At 45.8% G+C, this 227-nt stretch carries 1 protein-coding gene; it reads left to right on the plus strand.

Going from position 1 to position 227, the window contains the following annotated elements; translation table 11 throughout:
- Positions 1 to 227 (plus strand): hypothetical protein (locus FC87_RS07060; protein WP_420864881.1); only part of this gene is annotated, 227 nt, incomplete at both ends.

The raw sequence follows: 227 nt of genomic DNA on the forward strand, positions 1-227 counted from the left end.
ATTTGAGTCAGACGTTGACGCACTGTCAGAACTTGACGTTGAGCCACTGTCAGAACTTGAAGTTGATCCACTTACTGACTGCGACGTACTTGTTGATGCAGCTGATTCACTTAGCGAGACCGAACTACTCTTAGAATCGGAAGTAGACGCTGAAGCTGCAATTGATTGTGATTTGGACTGCGAACTTGAGTCAGAAGTTGACGCACTGTCAGAAGTTGACATCGAAC

The organism is Fructilactobacillus florum DSM 22689 = JCM 16035, assembly GCF_001436645.1.
Classification (GTDB): domain Bacteria; phylum Bacillota; class Bacilli; order Lactobacillales; family Lactobacillaceae; genus Fructilactobacillus; species Fructilactobacillus florum.